16 protein-coding genes are annotated in these 15,938 nt (G+C 33.0%); 4 read left to right on the top strand and 12 right to left on the bottom strand.

What is annotated here, in order from left to right:
- Nucleotides 1-62: 62 nt before the first annotated feature.
- Both CAB05_RS18410 and CAB05_RS18405 read right to left on the bottom strand, forming a co-directional pair.
- On the bottom strand, nucleotides 63-581 hold the full coding sequence (locus CAB05_RS18410) for a DUF84 family protein (RefSeq protein WP_088002620.1): 519 nt from the start codon (nucleotides 579-581) through the stop codon (nucleotides 63-65).
- 416 nt (nucleotides 582-997) lie between these two features.
- Nucleotides 998-2,068, bottom strand: coding sequence for a M42 family metallopeptidase (locus tag CAB05_RS18405; protein ID WP_088002617.1), 1,071 nt, complete (start codon nucleotides 2,066-2,068; stop codon nucleotides 998-1,000).
- Nucleotides 2,069-2,229: 161 nt separating this feature from the next.
- Between CAB05_RS18405 and CAB05_RS18400 the strand changes: the two genes are divergently transcribed.
- Nucleotides 2,230-2,541, top strand: coding sequence for a hypothetical protein (locus CAB05_RS18400; RefSeq protein WP_088002614.1), 312 nt, complete (start codon nucleotides 2,230-2,232; stop codon nucleotides 2,539-2,541).
- 103 nt (nucleotides 2,542-2,644) lie between these two features.
- On the opposite strand, the gene CAB05_RS18395 is transcribed toward CAB05_RS18400, so the two are convergent.
- On the bottom strand, nucleotides 2,645-3,484 hold the full coding sequence (locus CAB05_RS18395) for a YtnP family quorum-quenching lactonase (protein ID WP_088002611.1): 840 nt from the start codon (nucleotides 3,482-3,484) through the stop codon (nucleotides 2,645-2,647).
- Between the two features lie 123 nt (nucleotides 3,485-3,607).
- Here CAB05_RS18395 and CAB05_RS18390 point away from each other — a divergent pair, with 123 nt between their 5' ends.
- Nucleotides 3,608-4,081: a hypothetical protein gene (locus CAB05_RS18390; protein WP_088002608.1), complete on the top strand. Its 474-nt coding sequence runs from the start codon at nucleotides 3,608-3,610 to the stop codon at nucleotides 4,079-4,081.
- A gap of 45 nt (nucleotides 4,082-4,126) precedes the next feature.
- On the opposite strand, the gene trmB is transcribed toward CAB05_RS18390, so the two are convergent.
- Complete coding sequence (trmB, locus tag CAB05_RS18385) at nucleotides 4,127-4,768, bottom strand: tRNA (guanosine(46)-N7)-methyltransferase TrmB (RefSeq protein WP_088002605.1); 642 nt, start codon at nucleotides 4,766-4,768, stop codon at nucleotides 4,127-4,129.
- A 288-nt stretch (nucleotides 4,769-5,056) separates the two neighbouring features.
- On the opposite strand from trmB, the gene CAB05_RS18380 reads away from it, so the two are divergent.
- Nucleotides 5,057-5,335 (top strand): YtzH-like family protein, encoded by a 279-nt coding sequence (locus tag CAB05_RS18380; protein ID WP_088002602.1) that lies wholly within the window; start codon nucleotides 5,057-5,059, stop codon nucleotides 5,333-5,335.
- A 33-nt stretch (nucleotides 5,336-5,368) separates the two neighbouring features.
- Here the strand turns inward: CAB05_RS18380 and CAB05_RS18375 are convergent, their stop codons facing one another.
- The 6 genes from CAB05_RS18375 to pepV all read right to left on the bottom strand — a co-directional run bounded on the left by CAB05_RS18375 (nucleotide 5,369) and on the right by pepV (nucleotide 12,769).
- Nucleotides 5,369-6,154 carry a phosphotransferase family protein gene (locus CAB05_RS18375; protein ID WP_174567300.1) on the bottom strand — a complete coding sequence of 262 codons (786 nt, stop codon included), beginning with the start codon at nucleotides 6,152-6,154 and terminating at the stop codon, nucleotides 5,369-5,371.
- A 143-nt stretch (nucleotides 6,155-6,297) separates the two neighbouring features.
- On the bottom strand, nucleotides 6,298-8,454 hold the full coding sequence (pulA, locus tag CAB05_RS18370) for a type I pullulanase (protein ID WP_088002599.1): 2,157 nt from the start codon (nucleotides 8,452-8,454) through the stop codon (nucleotides 6,298-6,300).
- A gap of 38 nt (nucleotides 8,455-8,492) precedes the next feature.
- The gene (locus tag CAB05_RS18365; protein WP_088002595.1) at nucleotides 8,493-9,494 is read right to left on the bottom strand and encodes a hypothetical protein; all 1,002 of its coding nucleotides are present in this window, start codon (nucleotides 9,492-9,494) and stop codon (nucleotides 8,493-8,495) included.
- A gap of 21 nt (nucleotides 9,495-9,515) precedes the next feature.
- A complete protein-coding gene (gene thpR, locus CAB05_RS18360; RefSeq protein WP_088002592.1) occupies nucleotides 9,516-10,073 on the bottom strand; it encodes an RNA 2',3'-cyclic phosphodiesterase in 558 nt (185 codons plus the stop codon).
- Nucleotides 10,073-11,254, bottom strand: a complete 1,182-nt coding sequence (locus tag CAB05_RS18355) for an MFS transporter (protein WP_371870365.1) — start codon at nucleotides 11,252-11,254, stop codon at nucleotides 10,073-10,075. The genes thpR and CAB05_RS18355 overlap by 1 nt, the downstream gene beginning before the upstream one ends.
- Before the next feature lie 111 nt (nucleotides 11,255-11,365).
- Entirely contained in the window at nucleotides 11,366-12,769 is a 1,404-nt protein-coding gene (gene pepV / locus CAB05_RS18350) for a dipeptidase PepV (protein ID WP_088002586.1), read from the bottom strand.
- Between the two features lie 307 nt (nucleotides 12,770-13,076).
- On the opposite strand from pepV, the gene CAB05_RS18345 reads away from it, so the two are divergent.
- On the top strand, nucleotides 13,077-13,277 hold the full coding sequence (locus tag CAB05_RS18345) for a DeoR family transcriptional regulator (protein ID WP_371870385.1): 201 nt from the start codon (nucleotides 13,077-13,079) through the stop codon (nucleotides 13,275-13,277).
- Nucleotides 13,278-13,344: 67 nt separating this feature from the next.
- Here the strand turns inward: CAB05_RS18345 and CAB05_RS18340 are convergent, their stop codons facing one another.
- A complete protein-coding gene (locus tag CAB05_RS18340; protein ID WP_088002580.1) occupies nucleotides 13,345-14,067 on the bottom strand; it encodes a pseudouridine synthase in 723 nt (240 codons plus the stop codon).
- A 202-nt stretch (nucleotides 14,068-14,269) separates the two neighbouring features.
- Nucleotides 14,270-15,892, bottom strand: a complete 1,623-nt coding sequence (locus CAB05_RS18335) for a putative polysaccharide biosynthesis protein (RefSeq protein WP_088002577.1) — start codon at nucleotides 15,890-15,892, stop codon at nucleotides 14,270-14,272.
- Nucleotides 15,893-15,938 lie beyond the last annotated feature (46 nt).

The following is a 15,938-nucleotide window of genomic DNA, read 5'->3' as shown; positions in this document are numbered from 1 at the left end:
TCCCTTCATGTCTGGTTTTCTTATATTTTAACGTATTTTTATCGATATGCAAAAATGACGACTTATTTCTTTGTCTTACCATGACCAATCTGAAACTCATATTGGCCTAATAATAGTTTAGAGATATGTTCAAAAATTTGGGTTCTTGTTATTTGACCATTCGTAAAGATTCCCACTGCGCCTTCTTTACTTCGAATATCTTTTTCGTTTGTGTATGTTTCCATTATTTCTGAAAGCTCAATTCCATTTTGCAATTCTTTAATAAATTCCCTTGGTAATAATATTTTAGCACCACTTGCTAAAATTGTTTCATTTTCATAAACAAGGGCACCCCAGTTACAAAGGAATAATCTATCATTTTCAATAATTACTCCACCTTCTAAACCGATTCCAATCTCTGAATTACCTTCTCTTTTCGCATTATTTGCGCGGTTAATTGCACCTTCCATTGTTTCATGGTCAGTCATCGGTTGATTTGATACGTTAGATGGGACGTTTTTTCCTATTACTTCAAAATGACGAAAAACACTTTTTACTGCTTCTACTTTAGTCGGATTTAGTGAACCAATCGTTATTTTCATAGTTGTGTCTCCCATTCGTTGTTTCTGTTTATGCTCTTACTCAGCTAAAAGAAGAGTGTTGAATTCCGCTTCAGGATGCTCGCTTTCCATGAGGCTGGCGCTGAGCCTCCTCGTCGCATTCGCGCCTGCGGGGTCTCAGCTGTCCAGCATTTCCCATAGGAGTCGAGCACCTTACGCTCCACTCAACTTCTAAAATGATTTTTTATGCCTGAGATTTCTCTCTGCCCCTCATCTCCAATTGAGTCGAGCACCTTATTTTCCAAATAATTTCTTCTAATTATCCTTTTTATCATTCAAACGGCTCAATTACAGTATTTCTAATTATTTCTCCCTTAATTAATTAGAAATACTTACTATCTAATAGAAAAGAAGCCTTTAATAGGCTTCTTAATGTGTAGACAAAATATCTAGATTTTTTAGTAGTTACGTAATGTTTCAACTGTTGTTTTGTCAGTTGATTTTACAAGCTTAACAAGTAATTCTTTCGCTGCCATGTAGTCATCAACATGAATAATGGAAGCCGCTGTGTGGATGTATCTTGAGCAAATTCCGATTACTGCTGATGGAACGCCGTCATTTGAAGTATGTACTCTTCCTGCATCAGTTCCACCTTGTGATACAAAGTATTGATAAGGAATATTATTTGTTTCTGCAGTATCTAAAACAAACTCACGTAAGCCTTTATGAGTTACCATCGTACGATCTAGAATACGTAAAAGAACACCTTTACCTAGTTGACCAAATTCTGATTTTGCACCTGACATATCATTCGCTGGACTAGCATCTAACGCATAGAATATATCTGGCTTAATCATATTTGCAGCTGTTTGGGCACCTCTTAATCCAACTTCTTCTTGAACTGTCGCACCTGAATATAAAATATTTGGTAATTCTTCATTTTGAACTTCTTTTAATAATTCAAGTGCAAGACCACAACCGTATCGGTTATCCCATGCTTTTGCCATTATTTTCTTTTCGTTTGCCATTGGTGTAAACGGACAAACTGGAACGATTTGTTGACCAGGACGAACACCTATTTTCAAAGCATCTTCCTTATTATCCGCACCAATATCAATTAACATATTTTTAATATCCATTGGTCTAGCTCTTAATTCATCACTTAGTAAATGTGGTGGAATTGAACCAATCACCCCAATTACAGGACCTTGATCAGTCATAACTTGAACTCTTTGAGCAAGCAATACTTGGCTCCACCATCCACCAAGTGGTTGAAAACGTAACATCCCATTTTCAGTAATTTGAGTGACCATAAAGCCAACTTCATCCATATGACCCGCAACCATTACAGTTGGACCATCTTCAACACCACGTTTTACGCCAAAAATACTACCAAGTCGATCTTGTACTATTTCATTTGTGTATTTCTCTAATTCTTTTCTCATAAAATGACGAACTTCATGCTCAAAGCCAGATGCGCCTTGTAATTCTGTAAGAAATTTAAAAAGTTGAAGAGTATCTTGATTCATATTTTCGTTCCTCTCTATAGAAAACATTTTATTTTCTTCTTTATTTTATCGAAAAATAGCATATAATACCAATGCTAATCATTGAAATGTTGACTCTATTTGACTAAGATTAGGTATAGATAATTTTTCACGTAAACTATTACATATTAGAGGTGGCATAAATGAAATTAAAACGTGTATTAATCGGTTTAGGTCTAGGGATTGCAGGCGGTCTTTACTTACAGAAAAAACTCTCTTCACAGTATGTACCAGCTGAGAAAGCTTTAAAAACAATTAAACCAGTCTTCTTATCATATGGAAATGTAACTGGTACTTGGATTCATTCAGAACCTAAGTGGGCTGAGTTACCTGACTATGAGGGTGACGTGTACGAAGGTGGCTTCACGGTTGTTGAAGCTGATAACCATACAACTAATTATTCTTTCATCCTTAATGCCGTTAACGGTGAATTAATTTCTGCTCAAATTGTATAATGAAAATTTAAACTAAAGCAAAATTTAGGCAAAAGCCCTTCATTTTCGATCCATTCATCTATTCGTAGAAATTGGATCGAAAATGAAGGGCTATAATTGCAGATTAGTTTTTTTGAATAGACTCTAGAATTTGCCCATCTGAATTCCACTTAACTGCTCTATACACATCGTCGTGATAAAAAGTAAACCAGGAGTTTCTATTTAATCCTTCGTTCACCCACTTTTCTTTTGCATATACAGAAGTCATTGGATAATCATCATATGCCATAACCCATAATGGTGACTTATGTGCATGGGTTGGCATTAAATCACCCATATGTAATAATAATTCATTTTCAGTTTCGATTTTAATGATACTATGTCCATCACTATGGCCACCTGTATGAATGACCGTCATTTCGTCTGTAACAGAATATTCATTTTCAAATGGTATGACTTGATTTTGAATAGCTTCCCAATTCTCTTTCCAATATGTATTAGCTGAACGAATATTAGGGTTTCTCATTTCATCCCACTCTATTTTAGATGTAATGATTTTGGCATTTAAAAAGACAGATTGGTATTCACCATTTACAAATTTCGTTAAACCACTAGCATGATCAAAATGCAAATGAGTCATAATGACATAATCGATATCTTCTACTGTTACACCATAATTTGATAAATGTTCTTCTATGCTTGAATCCTCTGTTACACCAAAGTTTCTTTTTTGTTTTTCATTTAATTTATTTACACCAATTCCGCTATCAATCAAAATATTTAATCCATTTGTTTGAATAAATAAAGGGTCTGTACGCAAAGGTATTTGATTTTGATCATTTACAACATATTTTTTTGACCAAAGTGCTTTCGGAACAACACCAAACATTGCTCCTCCATCTAATTGAGTATTTCCGCCATTCAACCACCGAATGACACAAGTTCCAATCTTCAATTGTTCCATGATTATCCCCTCCAGTATTTCTCATCTTTAGTATAACATTTTTCGAAATTACCTGAATATTACTTGTTTTACGAATCTATTGTATACTGTTGGAAGAGCTTTGCTTATTTTAGGAGGTACATCATGAGTTTTCTATTCAACTATTTCATATTAAAAGCCGTTATCTGTTTGATATTTACGGTTGGATTATTTTTCATTGCGTATTTTATCAGTCTTTATTTTCAATTTAAAGACGCTAAAAAAATGAGAGCGGCATTAAGTAATGATAAAGGTAATCAAAAAAGCTTTTTTCTAAAAAACATCTTCAAGATTATTATTGTCATTGTTGTTGAGTACATTGTTTCAGCACTTATTTGCTACTATTTTGATTTAGATTTTACTTCAACAGCGCCATTCGTTGGATTATTTATTTTAATTGCATTGTTATTATTTAAATTCGCTCCAAGTGAAACAGGTGAAGTTTCTCCTGATGCTGGAGGATGGTTCGTTGAACAAGTTGTTCCTTCCCCACATGATTATTTCAGTAGTACTGGAATGACAGCAGTTATTGGTTCCATCGCCTTTACTTTATTTGAGTTTTTACAAATCCTAATTTAAAAAAGGACTAGCATTGACAAAAAATTGTCTTTGCTAGTCCTTTTTTTATTTTCGATATGCAGCTTCTACTCTGTAAATTCGATTTCCTTTAGAAGAGAATTTTTCCTCATACTCAGTCATAATGTTTCCTTCAAATTCACTATTATGAAGATCTAAGCTTAAGAAATGAATTGTCATTCCGAAATTCGCCATACTCATGATTGAAAATTCGAATAATCCTTGGTTATCTGTTTTAAAGTGTATTTCACCATCAGCATGTAAAATCTGTTGATACATTGATAAGAATGTTTTATAAGTTAAGCGACGTTTTTCATGACGTACCTTTGGCCATGGATCTGAGAAGTTTAAGTAAACACGATCAACTTCTCCATCTTCAAAAAAGTCAGTTAGTTTTTGTGCATCAACATTTAAAAGCTTTAAGTTCGGAACTTCCGCTTCAATTAGTTTATCTAATGCATCTGAAATGACACTTGTATACTTTTCAATTCCAATATAGTTAATATGAGGGTTCGCTTTTGCCATCTCAACCATAAAGCGTCCTCTACCTGTACCTACTTCAATGTGAAGTGGTTGTTCCTTTTCAAATACTTGCTTCCATTTCCCTTTTTGCTCAGTTGGATTTGGAATAACATAGTGAGCATATTGCTTTATTTGATCAGCCGCACCTGGCTTATGTCTTAAACGCATAATGTACACTTCCTTTCAGTTATCTAGCTCTTGGCATAAAATAAATGGCTTCAAATACGCCATTTTATTCTTTTTATAAAGTATTGAATGATATTTAAAGGTTAAAAAACTACCTTTTACTATCCATGTCTTATGCTTGTCGGAACAGGGCGAGTCGTCTCCACTTTTCTTTTTTTCATAGAAAAAACCAAGCACTAATGGCACTCGGTTATTACGGGTACTGTATAAAATCATATTGTCTTACACAAACTATTTTAAGTGTACTTATTTAAAAAAGGATGTGGATATATGCCTTTAAATCATGAACATCAATTAACGATTTTAAAAGATATTTTAACGAATCATCAATCAGATTGCTGCGGTACCGTTTCAGAGTGTGAGCAACTTGAAAGATTAGTACAGTCATTATTAGCAAATGACCAAATTACTGATGATGTAAAAAGTAAGTTAAATGATGTTTATTACTACAGTCAATCTGGAAAATATTCATCAGATTTAGACCAACATATTACAAATCATCAAAATCAGCTTTCGCAATGGGTAACGGATATAGATTCGTTTTCTTAATTTTTGACAATTTCCGAGGAAATTTTTGTAAAATCAACTTAAGATTTTTTCAAGCAGACTTTCCATTTTAAGGGTCTGCTTTTCATTTTCTCGTAGAGTGTACCATTTGATCCAAATGATTGTTTGCGCTGCAACATACCACTTCATTCGATTCATTAGATCGTCTGTATATCGAATGCCGTAGTTTCGAAGCCATTTGTCCCAATCCTTTTGTTCAACATACGTAAACAAAAACATCCCTAGATCAAAAGCTTTATCAGCAATAATTGCTTCGTCCCAATCTATCAAATATAAATTATTCGTTTCAGTTAATAACCAATTATGGTGATTTAAATCACTGTGACATACGACTAAGTCGTCTGGATTGAATGAAGGCATATTTTCCTCTAAGTATTCAATCCCTTTTACAATGATTTTACTTTGAGTAAATTCTTCAGTTAAATTCCCCACAATTGTTTGTAATAATTCTTGAGGTTCTAAAGGATGGATTCCAAGTTTAGTTAACATATATACCAATTCTTTTGAAGAATGAATACGATGCAAAAACTGAGCAACCCCTTTCGCAGATAACTCAAAGGGTTCTAAACTACGCGCAATAACCCATTCCTGGGCAGTTAATACATCACCATTTTCAAGTCTTCTTGTCCAAACTAACTTCGGTACAAAACCTGCTGCAGATAATACTGCTAAAAAAGGAGAAGAATTTCGCTTTAGAAATAGTCTCTTATCTTTATTTTCAGCTATATACGCTTCACCAGTAAATCCACCAGCGGGCGAGATTGTCCATTCTTTTCCTAATATTTCTTGTATATGATCCATTTTTCTTCCGTTCCTTGTTGAAAAATATGTTTGAATTGGTATTTATTATTTACAGCAAAAAAGAAAGATAGCCTATTACATCTAGCCGTAATAAGCCATCTTAAACAAGTTTACATTGTTTGTTTAGAATCTGCAAGTAGTTGCTAATATTTTACTATTATGACCGTAGAAAGCGCAGGGATGTTCAATTGATTATGATCTACAACTTTCTGTTCAGTATCATATTTTTTCTTACCATCCCACAAATATACCCATCCCGATTCTTCTCGATTCATTGCAATTTTCATGTCATTCGTACCATTGTGGAATAGCACCATAATCCCTTGTACTCCATCAATTTCATTAATATCGGATACTTGATACCCAATTATATCTTGATGTAGGTTAATGGGTTTTACATGTGCTTGAATTTCTTCTTTTAAAGAAAATCGCAAACTTTTGAATCGTTTTCTAATACTGATTAGATCTTTAATCACCGAAATAGCATTTTTTTCACGCTCTGCTCTTGCCCAATCAATACTATTAATAGTATCTCCAGCATTATAGCTATTTTCAATTCCCATTTTTGTACGAAAAAATTCTTGCCCACAATGAATAAACGGTACACCATAAGATAGAAGTACTAGACTAGTTCCAAGTAAATGTCTCTTTTTTAAGATGTCTTCACTTTCATTTGGATTTGAAAGTTGTAATCTGTCCCACATCGTATGATTATCATGTGATTCAACATAATTGATTGACTGGTATGGATGATTAAATAAAGATAAATGATTAAATTCCCCAAAGCTTCCAGTTAGTAAATCATCAAAAGAATCATTATTTCTTTTCCCTTGTACAAATCCAAATTCAATTATGGAAAATGTACTACCCTTCATTCCATCTCGAAACTTATCATTGAAAAAACCTATTTTCTTTAGTTTGTGACTTTGATGAATAGACGCTTTTTGAGTTGGATCCAAAGAGGTATTCAAGTCCCAACCTTCACCAAATAATATAAGATCTGACTTTAAACTAAATAGCTCTTCTTCTATTTGATTCATTGTAGTCGTGTCCAAAATACCCATGAGATCAAATCTAAATCCATCGAGGTCATATTCCTTCGTCCAATAAATAAGTGAATGTAAAATATATCGTCTGGCCATCAATCGCTCAGATGCGAAATCATTTCCAACTCCTGTTCCATTTGATGGTAAACCGTTTTCATTTTGTCTGAAGTAATACCCCGGAACGATTCTTTCAAAGTGACTAGTTTGAAGATCATAAACATGATTGTAAACAACATCCATTATGATTCTAAGCCCAGCATTATGATAGGTAGATATAAGCGTTTTCAATTCATTGATTCTTACATAAGGATCTTTAGGTTCCTGGCTATAACTACCCTCTGGTGCATTAAAATTTAAAGGATTATATCCCCAATTATAAGATTGGAATGGGTTCAGTTCATCTACTCCTTCAAAGTCAAAAATCGGTAGCAATTCAATATGTGTTACACCTAGACTACGAACATAATCAAATCCAGTAGGCATATTATTAAAAGTGGTTCCTGTCTCAAAAAAACCTTCATAACATCCCTTCTTTTGTACCCCACTTAAAGGATGAGACGTAAAATCTCTAATACTCGCTTCATAAATAATACAATCTGTGTATCTTTCTAAAGAAGGACTAGTTGCTTTCTTAACTTTTATTGTCTTTGATAAGTCAACTACTACACCGTGTTTACCATTAACAGTTACTGCTTTTGCGTATGGGTCGACAGCTTCTCGCCAGATTAAATTTACACATACTAAAAATGTATAAACGTATCCTTCACAATCTTCATTCAAAATGAATTCCCAAACTCCATTACTTTTTCGGTCCATTTGAAATTCTGTATATTTCTCTTTTTCATCTGTCAGCAGATATACCCTTAATTTAACTTTAGAAGCAGTTGGAGCCCAAACTTTATAAACCGTTGAATCTGTTGTATAAGTCGCACCTAGATCATTTCCTTCGTAAGCGTACTTTTCATCAAATTCAGTAGAATGGATCACTCCTCCCACTTGTAAATCTGTTCGGAAACCAAATTCATCTTCAATTTCATATGATTGATCTAATAAAAGGGTATTTGGTGAATGTACTGTATATTTAATAAATGATTCAAACTCGACTCTTGAAATTACTGGTAGTCGAGTTTGATTATGTTCATGAACCAAATTAAAATAAGTATGCTCTGTCTGTTTGTTTGATTTGGGAATAATCATTGTTATTTCTTGAAATCCATCTATATAAGCTTCAAAAGCTCTTTTAATATGAAACAACGCTATTCACCATCCAATATTAATTGAAACGCTTTACTTTACTCTTTCTCGGACTCTTCATTCATTAAGTCGATATGATTAGTATATTCACAAAGAGCTAAAACGGACTTAGCAGCTTTTATTTGTCTTAACTTGATTGGTGAGGATTTTTTTAGAATGCCTTCATGCCATTGTTGATAATTTCTTCTGTCTATAATTTGGACATCTTTAGGCGGCTGTTGATAATCAATAAAACCATTTGTCGTTAACAATATTTTATGCACTGTACTCTCAATATTGTTTTTTAGATAGATTTGTCTTATTAATTTTCCCATTCGATTTAATCCGAACATTGGATTCACAATTTTCTTTTCATGCTTTAAAACTTTTTGCAGCCAAAAGTTTCCTTTATCAGCAATTGTCACATGGTGTTCATCACCTTTTACGACTGAAATGCAATACGTATCAATAGGTCCAATAATGAGTATTTCTAATTCGATAGGAGCCTTGCCAATATATAAAACAGGACGATACATCACAAGTAGATTATCTGGAAACGATTGTAAAAAATATTTTAGTGTTTCATCATAACGTAATTTACGACCCGCTTCATTTTGATCTAAATCAATAGAGGATGCCCATTTTAATTGAAAATCAAAAAGCTCGTCTAAAAATTTTTGTTTTAGCTCATCCTCTGAAAAATATTCATTAGCTACTTTAAAAATATCTAAAATAGAACTCATGTTATCTTCTTGGATTTGTGATTCCTCTTGTTCAAGTGTTTCTGGCTCAATATTTTTTCGTTTTCTTACTTTACTCAAAATTTTTGATAGAAAAGATTTTTCTTCCTCGTTAAAATCATTTACTTTTATCGGATCTAAATCTTCAATTTGAATTTGAGAATTATTTTCTTCGTCTGTAAACTCCCAATTGTTCGATTGCCATGCCCCTTTAATTTTCTCCCAATGCTCTCTTTTTAATAGAACGTATTGACTTGGATAGTGGTAGATATCTGCTTCATATCGTGATGGATAATCTAGTAATTTTATTAACTGAGCCATACTTTGTTTCCCCTTTGGTCATTAATCTTTCAATAACTTTATCATTTCAATCGGTTCATAACTTGGTTGTTTTGATGGATGAATTTTATATAACACAATTTCGCTAACATCAAATTTTATATTATTTTCATCCCATATTAAAGGAATCTCAAATTCCTTCTTAAAATGATCGTTGAACTTCTTAGCAAGGGTGATATGAGGACTATACGGTCTTTTTTCAATTGCAAAACCGACAGTTTCACATGCTTTACTTACTCTTTTTTGACATTCTACTAGTTCATTACTTTTATTTACGCCACACCACCACACGCGTGGTTGTTTAGTGTCTCCAAATGTACCAAGATTTTGTAATTTTAGTGAAAAGCTATTAAAGTTCTTCAGTTCTTCCTGTAATTGTTTCACAAGTTCATTACTTTTTGTATATGTAACTGGACCTAAAAATGACAAGGTAATGTGAAAGTCATCTTGATATGTCCATTTTTTAAAAGGTAATTGACCGTACCAGCTTTTAGAAAAACTACTCAACTTCTCTTTTATTTGCATCGGTAATGGTACCGCAAGAAATAAATGTTCGCTCACTATGCAATCTCCTTCTTCGCACTAATAGTTGAATCTTTTTTGATATATTGCATTATTCCAACACCTATTAAACTTAATACGCCAAATAAAACATATATCGCTTTTAGTGAAAATGCTTCAGATAAAAATCCACTGATAAACGTGCAAAACCATTCACCTAACCCTAATCCTAATCCTGCATAAATCGTAACTGCTGTTGCCTTTAATGATTCGGGTGCTTGCTCTCTTGTATATTGCAATGCCGCTGGGATAAAAAGTCCGACTGTTAAACCTTGTGATAAACACGATAAAAATACAATGATTAACGGCGGATTCGTAAAGTAAATAAACCATCTAAATGCAGAGACAATTGCTGTCAAAGTTAAAATATTATAGATACCATATTTAGAAATTAACTTTTTAGCGATTGGCATAAAAGGTGCTTCACTTCCAGCTGAAATTAAAAAAGCAATACCTACTCCTGTTAATGTGCCACCTATTGATTGAATATATAAACCAAAGTAAGTATTATTTGCACTGATTGGACCAAATACAACAAATACAAAAACTAAGAATAATAAAAAGTTCTTTTTAGAAAGTAAAACTGGTAAACCTTTTAATATCGATTCTCTCTGATTCGATGGAACTGATTTAGGTAAGAAAAATGTGATACATAGACCAACTAAAATTAAAAATGAAAATATATAAAATATGATTGATAAACTGTAAATTTCTGCAAGACGCCCTGAAAATAATACAGCAATTGCAAAACCAATAGATCCAAATAAACGAATGGAACCATAGTTTCCACCTATTTTTTGGACATAATTGAGTGCAATGCTATCTGATAATGGAATTAATGCACTTTGCGTTAATGAAAGTGCGATAACGATAAATAAAAGCATGCCAAATGATGTGATTGTTGAATAGAAAAGAGCTATTGCAATCGTGGATATTTGAGCAATAAGTAGCATTTTTTTAGGATTTTGAGTATAGTCACTTATCATTCCCCATAATGGTTGTGAAAATATGGCGACGATTGGCGTTAGTGACATTAATAATCCTATTTGTGAGGTAGATAGATCCAATACAGTTTTAAAATAAGAAGAAAGTAAAGGTCCTAGAGATCCAATTGCAAAAAACAAACAAAAATAATAAGCCATAAATATGTAAATAATACTTTTTTCACGTAAATTGTTCAAAATCATTTTCCTCTCAATTAACTGTGTAAACGAAAAAGTCTCTCTACAGACTTTAACTATTTAAACATGATGAAAAAGGGAAAGTAATTATCTCACTTCCCCCTTCTTTTATTATTTGACTAATTCAGCAATAGCCTGTGCGTAAATTGCAGTTGCTTTTAATAAATCCTCAATTTCAGCATATTCATCTTTTTGATGAGCTACTTCTGGCTTACCTAAAAATAGTGGTCCAAATGCAACACCTGCACTTAGAGAACGTGCATATGTACCTCCACCAATTGTTAATAAAGTAGCTTCTTCACCAGTTTGCTCTTCATAAACTTTTTGTAAAGTTTGAATTAATGGATGATCCTGTGGTACATGATGTGGTTTTGAATTTTTTAATTCTACAAATTCAAATCCATACTTGTTACCACTTGTAGTTAGTGTTGAGATAACTGAATCAATTTCAGTTGTAACTGGATAACGTAAAGTACAACCAAATGTTCCACCTTTTTGATCTTCATATTGCATAATTCCGATATTGATCGTTAAATCACCTGTTATATCATCACTATATGCAACCCCAAGGTTTTTACCACGTGAGTCACCTTTAAAGTTTTCAACAATAAATTTGATAAAGCTTTCAGCGTGTTTATTCATACCAAATTGATTTAAGAAGCTTGCTAAAGCAATACCAGCGTTTTTCCCTTTATCAGGTTCCATACCGTGTACAGATACGCCTTCTACTGTAAGTACTTGATAACCATTTTCTTCGCTAATACTAGGTTTACAACCTAATTCACTAATATGACGATTAAAAGCGTCTACATCAAATTTTGGTCCTGAAATGATAGCTTTCGCATGGTCAGGTACCATATTTACACGTCTACCTGAAGCAAATGAAATTAATTTATATTCGCTTTCATTGTTTTCTTTAGATAGATCTTGGTTAAATTGAATATCTAAAATACCTTTTTCAGCATAGATGATTGGAAAATCTGCGTCAGGTGCAAAGCCCATTGTTGGCATTTCTTCTTTTTCAAAGTAGTGATCGACACAGCGCCATTGGCTTTCTTCATCAGTTCCTAGGATCATACGAACACGTTTATTAATCGGTAGGCCTAATTCCTTCACAATTTTCATTGCATAATAAGCAGCCATTGTTGGTCCCTTATCATCGATTGCACCACGAGCATAAATATTTCCATCTCTAATAATTGCATCAAAAGGATCGTGTGACCAACCGTCTCCAGCAGGTACTACATCTAAGTGACAAAGAATACCTACTAACTCTTCACCGCTTCCCATTTCTAAATGCCCAGCATATCCATCTACATTTTTTGGTGTAAATCCATCTTTTTCACCTAGATTTAACATGTATGTAAGAGCTTCGTTGATGCCTTTACCCATTGGTGCTTCTTTTGTAATAGTTGATTCATCGTAAACGCTTTCGATATTCAATAACTCAATCGTTTGATTTAGAAAGTCGTCTTTTCGTTTTAAGACTTCTTCCATCCAATTAATTTGTGTCATAAAAAAACCTCCTTATATGTAGATATTCTATCATCTTCTAAAATTTAATCATAATTTCTTTATAATTGGAACGAAAAAAGAAGGATTATGACAATCTTTGTAGAATATATTACCTGAAACTCATTTAGTGATTACGTTTGCACAAATTTTCATTAAATTTTTGTATAATTTTCATAAATTTTGTTATGAATCTTCTGAAAAAGAGTACAATGAAAATATAGCTTAATCTAGTAATATATTTTTCAACCTGTTATGAGATCAATCTAGCGGTAAAAGGAGTGGTTTTTTGAATTCTGGAACTTCTCGAATGCTAACTCGTATTAAAGCCATCTACATGTATATTAGTGAAAATGGTACCGTTTCTACAAAAGACCTAGTGGAGGAGTTTGGTATAACACCTAGAACAATCCAACGTGATTTAAACATTTTAGAGTTTAATAATCTAGTTTATAGTCCTAGTAGGGGAAAGTGGGCCGTAACAGGGAAAAAAGTAAAAGCAACTTCATAATTAAACGTAAAGAAAACACGTATCTTGATTGGTCTGACGTCTAATCAAGATACGTGTTTTTTCTACGTTATTTTTCTTCATTTACTGATCTTAGTAATTCAAGTTCCTCATCAGTTAATTCTCTATATTCACCTAACTCCAATGTTTCATCTAACTTTAATGGTCCCATTTCTAATCTCTTTAAATAAGTTACTGTCTTGCCCACTGCTTCAAACATTCTTTTTACTTGATGGAATTTGCCTTCCATGATGACTAGCTCGATCTCTGATTCTTGGCCTGAAGTAAGAATTGTTAAGTAACCAGGTTTCGTTTCATAACCATCATCAAGTGTTACACCTTGTTCAAATGCTTTTATGTCCTCTTCAGTAACGATTCCATCGATTGTAGCATAATATTTCTTTGGTACATGCTTTTTAGGTGAAAGTAATTGATGCGCTAATTGTCCATCATTTGTAATTAATAATAACCCTTCAGTATCCTTATCAAGACGACCTACAGGAAATGGATCAAAAATAATATCTTCATATTCTAATAATCCAATCACCGTTTCATGCTCTGAGTCCTCAGTTGAAGAAATAACGCCTGGTGGTTTATTCATCATTAAATAAACATACTCTTTATACACTACAACCTCGCCATTAACAGAAACCACTTGATTGTCTAAATCGACATGCTCCTTTGGACTTTTTACAATATTATCTCCTATTTTCACAACACCTTGTTTTAACAAACCTTTTACTTCTTTTCTACTACCATAACCCATGTTTGCTAATATTTTATCGATTCTCATGATCATACACCTAGTCTTTCTAATTTTGTTACAGGCTACGCTGCACCCAGCGATTTCTGCCTGTGGTCTTTCCCGCTACTCCGATAGGAGAGCATCGTTTATGTAATACGAGTTGATTATATGATACCTCAACACTCTTTTTTAACAAAACTAATTTAAAAAAAGTGAACCATTTTCTTTCAAATGGTTCACAATATGTTAATTATCCTCGTTTTACTCTTTTAAATAAACGATTTGTAAGTCTAGTTCCTAATATAATTTCAAATAAGTTTAATTTATATGCAACGCCTAAATAAACTACTGCACCAACAGCAGCGCCAATTAAAACTAAAATCATTGAAACGAGTCTGCCATCATTATATGTGAACCATATACCTAAAAATTGTTCGACTATAAATACTGCACCTGCCATTATAGCTGACAGAATAATCATAAATAGGATTCGTCTTAATACCCTATTAAAAGAAAAATTTGCGTATTTTTTAATATAATAGAAATTATAGCCGATAGAAAACATATAGCCCAATGCTGTTGCTAAAATCGCTCCTTTTGTTTGAAGTAGATAAATTAAAGGTACGTTAAGTGCGATTTTTATGATAACTCCATAGATTAGACCTTTAATTGCATATCTTTGTCTGTCTAATCCTTGTAGAATTGCAACATTAACTGTAAATAAAGAATATAATAATGCAACCGGTGCGTAGAAACCTAGGATTATACCACCAAGCTGACTTTTTTCATAGAATGCGCTATACATCGGTTCCGCTAAAACTGAAATACCAACGACTGCTGGTAGTGTTAAAAAGAACACAACCTGGTATGTTTGTGTAATTTGACTATGTAATTTTTTTTCATTTTTATTTACAAATGCTTCTGTTATTGCGGGTACTAATGTCAATCCAAAAGCAGTCGCAAGAGAAACAGGAATCATGACTAATTTGTGACTTGTAAATGAAAACATTACGTATGTCGATTCGGCGATTTCTTTTAAACCAATCGATTCCATTGTTCGATTATATGTAAATTGATCAATAAGCTGATATAAAGGAATTGCTAGCCCAACAAATACATACGGAATCGAATATGAAAATAATTCTTTAAACATTTCCTTATTGGTAGGATGGATATTCCCTTTTGATTTCGGAAGTAATTCATCTAAATGAGTTTTTCTTTTTTTCCAATACCAAAATAAAATTAATAATCCTCCAATTGCACCTAATGTAGCTGCAAAAGTAGATAACCCAATTGCTTGAGTAATTGTTCCACCAAAAACCTTCAGGATTAAGTAACTTCCAACTAAAGTAAATACAATTCTAACTACTTGTTCAAATAATTGTGATACAGTTGTTGGTCCCATAGACTGGTGCCCTTGGAAAAATCCTCTATATAAACTTTGAGAAGGCACAAATATTAAAGCTGTACTAACAATCCTTATTACTCCTACTACATCTTCAACACTATTTCCATGCGTATCCTTTGGAAGCATCAATGGTGCAATAATTGGAGCGATACAATATAAAACTAGGAAAGCTAAAAAGCCTGTACATATTAATAGTAGTTGACTAGCGTGAAATAATCGTCTACTTGTTTCATATTCTTCTATTGCATTATACTTTGAAACGAACTTCGCTACTGCTAAAGGAACACCTGCAGTTGCGATACTAATGAATAATGTATATGGAACATAACCATAATTATATAATGCAGAACCTTGCGTACCAACTAAAGCAAAAAACGGGAATGTATAAATCATCCCTAAAAATTTTATAAAAAAAGTTCCAGCAGTTAAAATAAAGGTACCACGTAGCAATTTTGAATCTGACATAAACTGCCTCCTACTAATTCGATCAAACTAACTAATCTATCTTACC

The organism is Gottfriedia solisilvae, from assembly GCF_002128405.1.
In the GTDB taxonomy this organism is placed as follows: Bacteria; Bacillota; Bacilli; order Bacillales; family Bacillaceae_G; genus Gottfriedia; species Gottfriedia solisilvae.
Note: the sequence above shows the minus strand (reverse complement) of the source record. Positions and strands in the feature narration are given on the sequence as shown.